Source organism: Actinoplanes oryzae, assembly GCF_030757795.1.
Taxonomy (GTDB): Bacteria; Actinomycetota; Actinomycetes; order Mycobacteriales; family Micromonosporaceae; genus Actinoplanes.
This window is the reverse complement of the sequence record NZ_JAUQWH010000258.1, coordinates 1-8,552: the sequence shown is the minus strand read 5'-3', so window position 1 is coordinate 8,552 and position 8,552 is coordinate 1. Positions and strand designations below refer to the sequence as shown.

General features: G+C 73.0%; 5 protein-coding genes and 2 pseudogenes. 6 read left to right on the top strand and 1 reads right to left on the bottom strand.

The genetic code is table 11. The annotated features are described in order from the left end of the window. A pseudogene (locus tag RBH18_RS41645) lies at nucleotides 1–441 on the bottom strand (hypothetical protein); the annotation flags it as partial. Between the two features lie 269 nt (nucleotides 442–710). Between RBH18_RS41645 and RBH18_RS41640 the strand changes: the two are divergent. The 6 genes and pseudogenes from RBH18_RS41640 to RBH18_RS41615 all read left to right on the top strand — a co-directional run. Then, nucleotides 711–1,445, top strand: coding sequence for an alpha/beta fold hydrolase (locus tag RBH18_RS41640; RefSeq protein ID WP_306216028.1), 735 nt, complete (start codon nucleotides 711–713; stop codon nucleotides 1,443–1,445). Between the two features lie 6 nt (nucleotides 1,446–1,451). Next, nucleotides 1,452–3,956 carry a SpoIIE family protein phosphatase gene (locus RBH18_RS41635; protein WP_306216027.1) on the top strand — a complete coding sequence of 835 codons (2,505 nt, stop codon included), beginning with the start codon at nucleotides 1,452–1,454 and terminating at the stop codon, nucleotides 3,954–3,956. After that, a complete protein-coding gene (locus RBH18_RS41630; protein ID WP_306216026.1) occupies nucleotides 3,953–4,297 on the top strand; it encodes an STAS domain-containing protein in 345 nt (114 codons plus the stop codon). The genes RBH18_RS41635 and RBH18_RS41630 overlap by 4 nt, the downstream gene beginning before the upstream one ends. Before the next feature lie 23 nt (nucleotides 4,298–4,320). Then, the gene (locus tag RBH18_RS41625; RefSeq protein WP_306216025.1) at nucleotides 4,321–6,282 is read left to right on the top strand and encodes a TIGR03960 family B12-binding radical SAM protein; all 1,962 of its coding nucleotides are present in this window, start codon (nucleotides 4,321–4,323) and stop codon (nucleotides 6,280–6,282) included. 108 nt (nucleotides 6,283–6,390) lie between these two features. Further along, on the top strand, nucleotides 6,391–7,131 hold the full coding sequence (locus tag RBH18_RS41620) for a TIGR03936 family radical SAM-associated protein (RefSeq protein WP_306216024.1): 741 nt from the start codon (nucleotides 6,391–6,393) through the stop codon (nucleotides 7,129–7,131). Between the two features lie 211 nt (nucleotides 7,132–7,342). Next, a pseudogene (locus tag RBH18_RS41615) lies at nucleotides 7,343–8,552 on the top strand (hypothetical protein); the annotation flags it as partial.

Here is an 8,552-nt window from a genome sequence, read left to right as displayed (position 1 = left end):
CTCCGGGAAGGGCTCGAAGACGTCGAGCGGGGTGTCGTGGTCCGCCCACGGGTCGACCGGCGGGGTGTGCGACCAGTCTTCGGTGCCGGCCCACGGGTCCGCGGGCGCCGGTGGCTGGGCGGGCGGCTGCTGGAGGTCCGCCGGGACACGGCGGCGCGACCACCGGGACTTCTTCGGCGTGGCGGCGGGGACGGCCGCCGAGCCGCTCCAGCGCTGCGGGACCTCGGTGGCCGGGTCGGGCGCGGCGGAGGTGGGCGCTTCGGCCGTACCGTCCGAATTGTCCTTGGTGGGCTCGGGTGCGAGGCCGGCGGTGGTCCCGTCGGCAGGCGACGCCTGCGCGGGCACCGGCTCGCCCGCTGACGGCACCGGGGAAACCGGGGACGCCGCCGGCGGTGCGGCGGGCTCGTCCCCGGCCGGGCTCGCGGGGTCCTGGCGGTCCATCCGGTGATCTCCCTGCTTGGTCGGCGCGCGGTGCTCCCGCCCCAGGTTAGAGCGGGTACGCCAGTGCCCCGGCGGCGATCGACATCGATGATCGGCGAGCGTGACACCGGAACGTCGTTTTTCTCGCGTGGGAAATGTCCGCGGCCGACGGACAGAGGGGGCGATGTGCGAGACGGTGCGGAGTCGTATGGTGACCCGGTGGTGATCCGGACATGAATACGACTCAGCGACACGCCATCAGGGTGACGGGGCGGCCGGACGGGCGTCCGATGCTGCTCGCGCACGGGTACGGATGTGACCAGAACATGTGGCGCTTCGTGGCGCCCGCGTTCGAGGAGACCCACCGCGTCATCCGCTTCGACCACGTCGGCGCGGGCAAGTCGGACCTGCGCGCGTACGACGACGAGCGCTACTCCTCCCTCGAGGGGTACGCCTCCGACGTGCTGGAGATCATGCACGACCTGGACCTGCGCGATGTGGACTTCGTCGGGCACTCGGTCAGCGCCATGGTGGGGGTGCTGGCGGCGATCCGCGAGCCGGACCGCTTCCACAAGCTGGTCCTCATCGGCCCGTCGCCGTGCTACATCGACGACGTGGACTACGTCGGCGGCTTCGGCAAGGACGACATCGAGCAGATGCTGGTGTCCCTGGACAGCAACTATCTGGGCTGGTCGACCGCGATGGCCCCGGTCATCATGGGCAACCCGGACCGCCCGGAGCTCGGCGAGGAGCTGTCCAACAGCTTCTGCGCCACCGACCCCGTCATCGCGAAGAAGTTCGCCCGCGTGACGTTCCTGTCGGACAACCGGCCCGACCTGCACAAGCTGCGGGTGCCCGCGCTGATCCTGCAGTGCGCCGACGACGTGATCGCCCCGGCGGCGGTCGGTGACTATGTTCACGACCATCTGGAAGGGAGCACACTGGTGGCCATGAATGCGACCGGCCACTGTCCCAACCTCAGCGCGCCCGACGAGACGGTCGCGGCCATCAAGGCGTACCTGTAAATCACCATGACCGAGAGCGGCGGTGACGTTCCCGACGTGACGCAGGACCTGCGCGTGCCCTGGGACGAGGATCCGGGCGACCTCTACGAACACGCCCCGTGCGGCTATCTGACCACCCTGCCGGACGGCACGATCGTCCGGGTCAACGAGACCTTCCTGGCCTGGACCGGCTACGACCGGGCCGGCCTGGTCGGCCGCAAGCGCTTCCGCGACCTGCTGAGCCCGGGCGACAAGATCTGGTACGAGACCCACTACGCGCCGCTGCTGTCCATGCAGGGCGACGTGCACGAGGTCGCCTTCGACGTGGTGTGCGCGGACGGCCGGCGACTGTCCACACTGGTCAACTCGGTGCTGGGCCGTAACCCCGGCGGCTCGCCCCGGGCCATCCGCACCACGATCTTCGACGCCACCGAGCGCCGCGGCTACGAGAAGGAGCTGCTCGCCGCCCGCCACGCGGCCGAGTCGTCCGAGCAGCGGGTCGGCGCCCTGCAACAGGTCGTGGCCGATCTGGCGGCGGCGCCGACCGCGACGGAGGTGGCCGAGGCGGTCGTGCGCGCCCCGGTCCTCGCCTTCGGCGCCGGGCACAGCAGCGTCTGGCTCGTCGACCCCGACCGCGACCAGCTGAACGCCGTGGCGAGCACGGATCCCCGCGGGCCCGCCCCCGACGACATCCCGACCAGTGCCACCCGCCCGGTCGCCGAGGTCGCGCGCCGCGGGGACCTGCACGTCTTCGCCACCCGGGAGGAGGCGGAGGGCGAGTTCCCGGAGCTCGCCGCCACGATGCGCCGCACCGGCTGCAAGACCGCCGTGCTGCTCCCGCTGACCATGGGCTTCGCGGGCGAGACGATCGGCGCCGAGGTGCTGGGCGTGCTGAGCTTCGGCTTCCCGGAGCAGCGCGAGCTGACCGACGCCGAGCTGCGGGTCGTCCGCCTCCTCGGCCACCAGGCGGGCCAGGCGCTGGACCGGGCACGGCTCTACGACGACGCGCGCCGCCGGGAGGAGCGTGCCACGTTCCTCGCCGGGACGACCCGGGCACTCGAGGAGATCCCGCGGCTCATGCCCCGCGCCCGCCGCCTGGTCGACCGGATCGTGCCGGAGGTCGCCGAGTGGGCGGCCGTACGGTTGCAGGTCGGGCCGGCGGGCCTGCTCGCCGATGCCGGCGGCCCGGCGCCCGACCCCGACCGGCTCGCCGAGCGGGTCGCGGCCGTCGTGGCCGGCGGGGAGCCCCAGCTCACCGACGACGGGCCCGACCGCGACTGCGCCGTGCTGCCGCTGACGGCGGGCGGCAAGGTGCTCGGGACGCTGGCGCTGCGGATGGCGCCGGGGCGGCGTACGGCGTCGGCGGAGGCCTCCTTCCTGCACGACCTGGCCGATCGCGCCGGGCTCGCGCTGGAGAACGCCCGGCTCTACGAGCAGGAGCGGGCCATCGCCCGGACCCTGCAGCGCAGCCTGCTCGCCGGCGACCTGCCCACCGATCCGCGCTTCGCGGTCGAGACGCACTACCAGGCTGCCGCGCACGATCTGGAGGTCGGCGGCGACTGGTACGACGCCTTCCTCATCACCCCGGACAAGCTCGCCGTGGTGGTCGGCGACGTCGTGGGCCGGGGCATCGACGCGGCCACCACCATGGGCCAGCTGCGCAGCGCCATCCGCGCGCTGGCCTCGGCCGAGGCGGGGCCGGCCCGGCTGCTGGAACGGCTCGACAGGTTCGTCGACCGGGTGGAGTCGGCGCGCATGGCCACGCTCGCCTACTGCGAGGTCGACCTCAAGACCAGCGAGATGACGTACGCCTGCGCGGGCCACCTGCCCCCGCTGCTGACCCAGCCGGGCGACTCCCCGCGCTACCTGCTCGACGGCCGGTCCGGTGCCCTCGGCTCCCGTGCGGGGCGCACCGCCCGGATCGAGCACCGGACGCTGCTGAGCGCCGGCAGCCGCCTGCTGCTCTACACCGACGGGCTCATCGAGCGCCGCAACCGGCCCATCGACAAGGGCTTCGAGGTGCTGGCCCGCACGTACGCCGGGCGGCGCGACGCCCCGCTGCCGGGCCTGACCGCGGGCCTGGCGGAGGCGCTGGTCGGCCGGGAGCACGCCGACGACGTGTGCCTGCTCTGCCTGTCGCTGGGCACCGAGGAGCGGATGGAACGCTCGATCGGGGCCGACCCGGTGCAGATCGCGCTGCTCCGCAAGGACCTGCGCGGCTGGCTCGTCTCGCACCAGGTCGACGGCGACAGCACCCAGGCCGTGCTGCTGGCCTGCTCGGAGGCGGTCGCCAACGCGATCGAGCACGGCTATCGCAACGACCCGTTCGGCATCGTCGACGTCACGGCGACCGTCACGGCCGACGCCGTCGAGGTGAAGGTCACGGACCGGGGCAACTGGAAGGCCTCCGACACGGACGTGGCCCGGGGGCGGGGGCTGCAGCTCATCCGCCAGGTGATGGACCAGGTGACCTTCGACCGTACGGAAGGGACGACGGTGACGATGCGGCGGACCCGCCGGGGGGTGCGATGACCGAGGAATGGGTGACCTTCGCGCGGCTGGGCCGGACCGAGCTGGTCCGGCTGGCCGGGGAGATCGACCTGGCCAACGCGCCGGAGATCGGCCGGGAGATCCAGCGCCGGACGGGTCACAGCGGCGCCGGCGTGCTCATCGACCTCACCGCGGTCTCGTTCCTCGACAGCGCCGGGGTGCGGCTGCTCGACTCGCTGGTCGGCGACCTCGACCGGTCGGGCACCCCGATCCGGCTGGTCGTGGGGGAGACCGGGGCCGCCCGGATGACGCTCCAGCTGTGCGCCTTCCGCGACGACCTCATGAGCACGGATCTCGACAGGGCCGCGGACGAGGTTTCGTAGGAACCCGCGTACCCTGGATGCCCATGAGCCTCCCCTCCGTCTTCCCACAGCTCGAACAGCTGCTGCCGTTGGTCAGCAAGCCGATCCAGTACGTGGGCGGCGAGCTCGGTGCCGTCGTCAAGGACTGGGACGCCACCACCGTGCGCTGGGCGCTCATGTACCCGGACGCGTACGAGGTGGGCCTGCCCAACCAGGGTGTCCAGATCCTCTACGAGGTGCTCAACGAGCAGCCCGACGTGCTGGCCGAGCGCACCTACGCGGTCTGGCCCGACCTCGAGGCGCTGATGAAGCAGAACGGCGTCCCGCAGTTCACCGTCGACGCGCACCGGCCGGTGCGGGCCTTCGACGTGCTGGGGCTGTCGTTCGCCACCGAGCTCGGCTACACCAACATGCTCTCCGCCCTCGACCTGGCCGGCATCCCGCTGGACAGCGCCGACCGCACCGACGAGGACCCGATCGTGCTCGCCGGCGGGCACGCGTCGTTCAACCCGGAGCCGATCGCCGACTTCATCGACGCCGCCGTGCTCGGCGACGGCGAGGAGGCTGTGCTCGAAATCACCGGCATCATCCGCGAGTGGAAGGCCGAGGGCTGCCCCGGCGGCCGCGACGAGCTGCTGCTGCGCCTCGCGCGCACGGAGAGCATCTACGTCCCGCGCTTCTACGACGTCGACTACCTGCCCGACGGCCGGATCCAGCGCGTCGTGCCGAACCGCCCGGACGTCCCGTTCCGGGTCAACAAGCGCACGACGATGGACCTCGACGCGTGGCCGTACCCGAAGAAGCCGCTGGTCCCGCTCGCCGAGACGGTCCACGAGCGCTACGCCGTGGAGATCTTCCGCGGGTGTACGCGCGGCTGCCGCTTCTGCCAGGCCGGCATGATCACGCGGCCGGTGCGCGAGCGCTCGATCACCACGGTGGGGCAGATGGTGAAGGAGGGGCTGGAGTTCTCCGGCTTCTCCGAGGTGGGCCTGCTCTCGCTCTCCAGCGCCGACCACTCCGAGATCGGCGACATGTGCTCCGGGCTCGCCGAGCAGTACGCGGACACGAACGTCTCGCTGTCGCTGCCGTCGACCCGCGTGGACGCCTTCAACATCGATCTGGCCCAGGAGCTGTCGCGCAACGGGCGGCGTACGGGCCTGACCTTCGCGCCGGAGGGCGGCTCGGAGCGGATCCGCAAGGTCATCAACAAGATGGTGACCGAGGAGGACCTGATCCGGACGGTCGTCACGGCGTATTCGAACGGCTGGCGGCAGGTCAAGCTCTACTTCATGTGCGGCCTGCCCACCGAGACCGACGAGGACGTGCTGCAGATCGGCCGGATGGCGCACGAGGTCATCAAGGCCGGCCGGATCGCCGCGGGCACCAAGGACATCCGCTGCACGGTGTCGATCGGCGGGTTCGTGCCCAAGCCGCACACCCCGTTCCAGTGGGCGGCCATGGAGCGTCCCGAGGTCATCGACAACCGGCTCAAGATGCTCAAGCAGGAGATCAACAGCGACCGGTCGCTGGGCCGCGCCATCGGCTACCGCTACCACGACGGCGAGCCGTCGCTGATCGAGGGCCTGCTCTCGCGCGGCGACCGCCGGGTCGGCAAGGTCATCAAGCGGGTCTGGGACAAGGGCGGCCGCTTCGACGGCTGGTCCGAGCACTTCTCGTACGCCCGCTGGGTCGAGGCCTGCGACGAGGTCCTGCCCGAGTTCGGCGTCGACCTCGACTGGTTCACCACCCGCGAGCGCGAGCAGCTCGAGGTGCTGCCCTGGGACCACCTGGACTCGGGCCTGGACAAGGACTGGCTCTGGCAGGACTGGCAGGACTCGATGACCGAGTTCGAGCAGGACGACTGCCGGTGGACGCCGTGCTTCGACTGCGGCGTGTGCCCGTCGATGGACACCGAGATCCAGATCGGGCCCACCGGCCAGAAGCTGCTGCCGCTCACTCCGGTCGGCGGCCTGCGCATGCCGTCCGCGTCCGCTCACTCACACTGACGCTTCTCCCGCGTTCTTCCCGCGGGCTCCGCCCCGGGGAAGAACCGCCTTCTTAAGGACTTCGTCATCGCTCCCAAGAATCAGCCCCCGGGGGGCCAGGCTCCGGTCGTGCAGCGGATCAGGCTCCGCTATGCGAAGCGTGGCCCCCTGCGCTTCACCTCGCACCGCGACTTCGCCCGGGCCTTCGAGCGGTCGCTGCGGCGCGCGGGCGTCCCGATCGCGTTCTCGCAGGGCTTCACCCCCCACCCCAAGATCTCGTACGCGTCCGCGGCGCCCACCGGCGTCGGCAGCGAGGCGGAGTATCTGGAGATCGGCCTCCAGGCGCCCGTGGACCCGGCGCAGTTGATCGTGGCGCTCGACGCCGCCCTCTCACCCGGTCTCGACGTGCTCGACGCCGTGATCGCGCCGGAGGGCTCGGGCAGCCTGGCCGACCGGATCGACGCGTCCGCGTGGCGTCTCGAGCTGCCGCAGGTCTCCCCGGCGCAGGCGGAGGCGGCCGTCGCGGCCTTCCTGGCGGCCGACGAGGTGCTGGTCGAGCGCATGACCAAGCAGGGCCGGCGCTCGTTCGACGCCCGAAATCCGGTTGCGTCCTTCGTTGTGACGAAGGAGTCTGACGCACCTTCCGGGGCGACGGCGGCACCGTGTGCGATAATCGACCTTGTCGTGCGGCAGGTCACTCCCGCCGTGCGGCCCGATGACGTCCTGTCCGGCCTGCGTGTGGTGGCCGGCCTGGAGCCGCCGGTGCCCCCACGGGTGACCCGGCTGGCCCAGGGCCTGCTCACTGCGCAGGGGGAGATCGTCGATCCGCTCGACGCGGATCGCGTGGACGCACCCGTCGTCGGGCGCTAGCTGGTTTCGGCCCGCGCCCACGCTGGGAACCCATCGGTCAGCGCCAGTCGATCTTCGGCAGGCGCTGTGAGCGTCAGCCGGTCTCCGGCGAGCGCTCAGGCCGGCAGACTTCGGCAGCCCGTCCGACGAGGGCCGGGACCGAAAAACTTGCGGCGACCCTGCGTGGCAGCGCTCACCCGCGCCCGGGGCCGCCAGAACTGGAGAGCGCCCCATGCTCGATAACGAGCCACAGGGCGGTGAACGGGACGAGGCCCTCACTCCTCCTCCCGCCGACGCCGCCGCCAGCACGACCGCTCCCGCGCGCAAGCGGGCCCCGCGCCGGAAGGCTGCCGCTGCCGCGGCGCCACCGGCCGGTGATGATCCGTCTGCCTCGACCGGAGACGCCGCCGCGTCGACGGGAAGTGCCGGGGACGCGCCCGCCGCGCCGGCCGGGGATGCTTCGGCCGCGCCGGCCGGGGATGCTTCGGCCGCGCCGGCCGGGGATGCTTCGGCCGCGCCGGCCGGGGATGCGGCGGAGACGCCCGTCGCGCCGGTGAAGAAGGCCGCGCGCAGCCGGGCGCGGAAGAAGGCGGTTCCCGCGGCCGCCGCCGAGGAGGCGCCGCTGCCGGGCCTGGACGACGGGGCAGCCTCCGGGCAGATCACGCCCGTCGCGCAGAACCCGGCCGCCGTGGCGGAGAGCCTGCTGAGCGACGCCGAGCCGGTCGCCGCGGCGACTTCGGTGGCCCCGGATGCCGCCGCTGCTTCCGCCCCCGCTGCTGCTTCCGCCTCCGCCGCTGCTTCCGCCTCCGCCGCTGCTTCCGCCTCCGATGCTGCCGAGGCGCCTGCTGCGGCCAAGGCGCCCGCGAAGAAGGCCACGCGCAGTCGCGCCCGGAAGAAGGCCGTGCCGGCTGCCGCTGCCGATGAGGCCGTTGCTCCGGCAGCAGACGCCGCGCCCGCTGAGGCCGCCCCTGTCGAGGCCGCCCCCGCTGCCGCTGCGCCTGCTGCCGCCGTGCCTGCTGAGGCTGCGCCCGCTGTGGCGGAGCCCGCCGAGGACGAGGAGGAGACGCCCGAGGACGGTGTCACCGTCATCGGCGTCCTGCCGCTGGACGACGACTTCGTCGAGGAGGAGCCCGCGCCCAAGGGCCGTCGCCGGGCCGCCGCGCTTCCTCCGGCCGTACTCTTCATGCCGCCGGAGGCGACCACCGAGCCGGCGCCCGCCCCCGCGACCCGGCGCACCCGCCGTGGGCAGGCCGCCGTGCCCGCCGTCGAGGCCGTCGCCCCGCCGGCCGAGGTCGCCGGCGGCACCGAGCCGGCCGAGGCTCCGGAGGCCACGCCCGCCGTCGCCCCCGCCGCCTCGGCCGAGGAGCCGGTGGAGACCGGTCGCCGCAGCCGGCGCCGCCGCCGGGGTGCCGCCGCGGAGGCCGACGAGGCCGCCGTCGCCG

Coding starts and splice junctions, on each gene's coding strand:
- RBH18_RS41640 (WP_306216028.1), top strand. CDS start 711: ATGCTGCTCGCGCACGGGTACGGATGTGACCAGAACATGTGGCGCTTC.
- RBH18_RS41635 (WP_306216027.1), top strand. CDS start 1,452: ATGACCGAGAGCGGCGGTGACGTTCCCGACGTGACGCAGGACCTGCGC.
- RBH18_RS41625 (WP_306216025.1), top strand. CDS start 4,321: ATGAGCCTCCCCTCCGTCTTCCCACAGCTCGAACAGCTGCTGCCGTTG.
- RBH18_RS41630 (WP_306216026.1), top strand. CDS start 3,953: ATGACCGAGGAATGGGTGACCTTCGCGCGGCTGGGCCGGACCGAGCTG.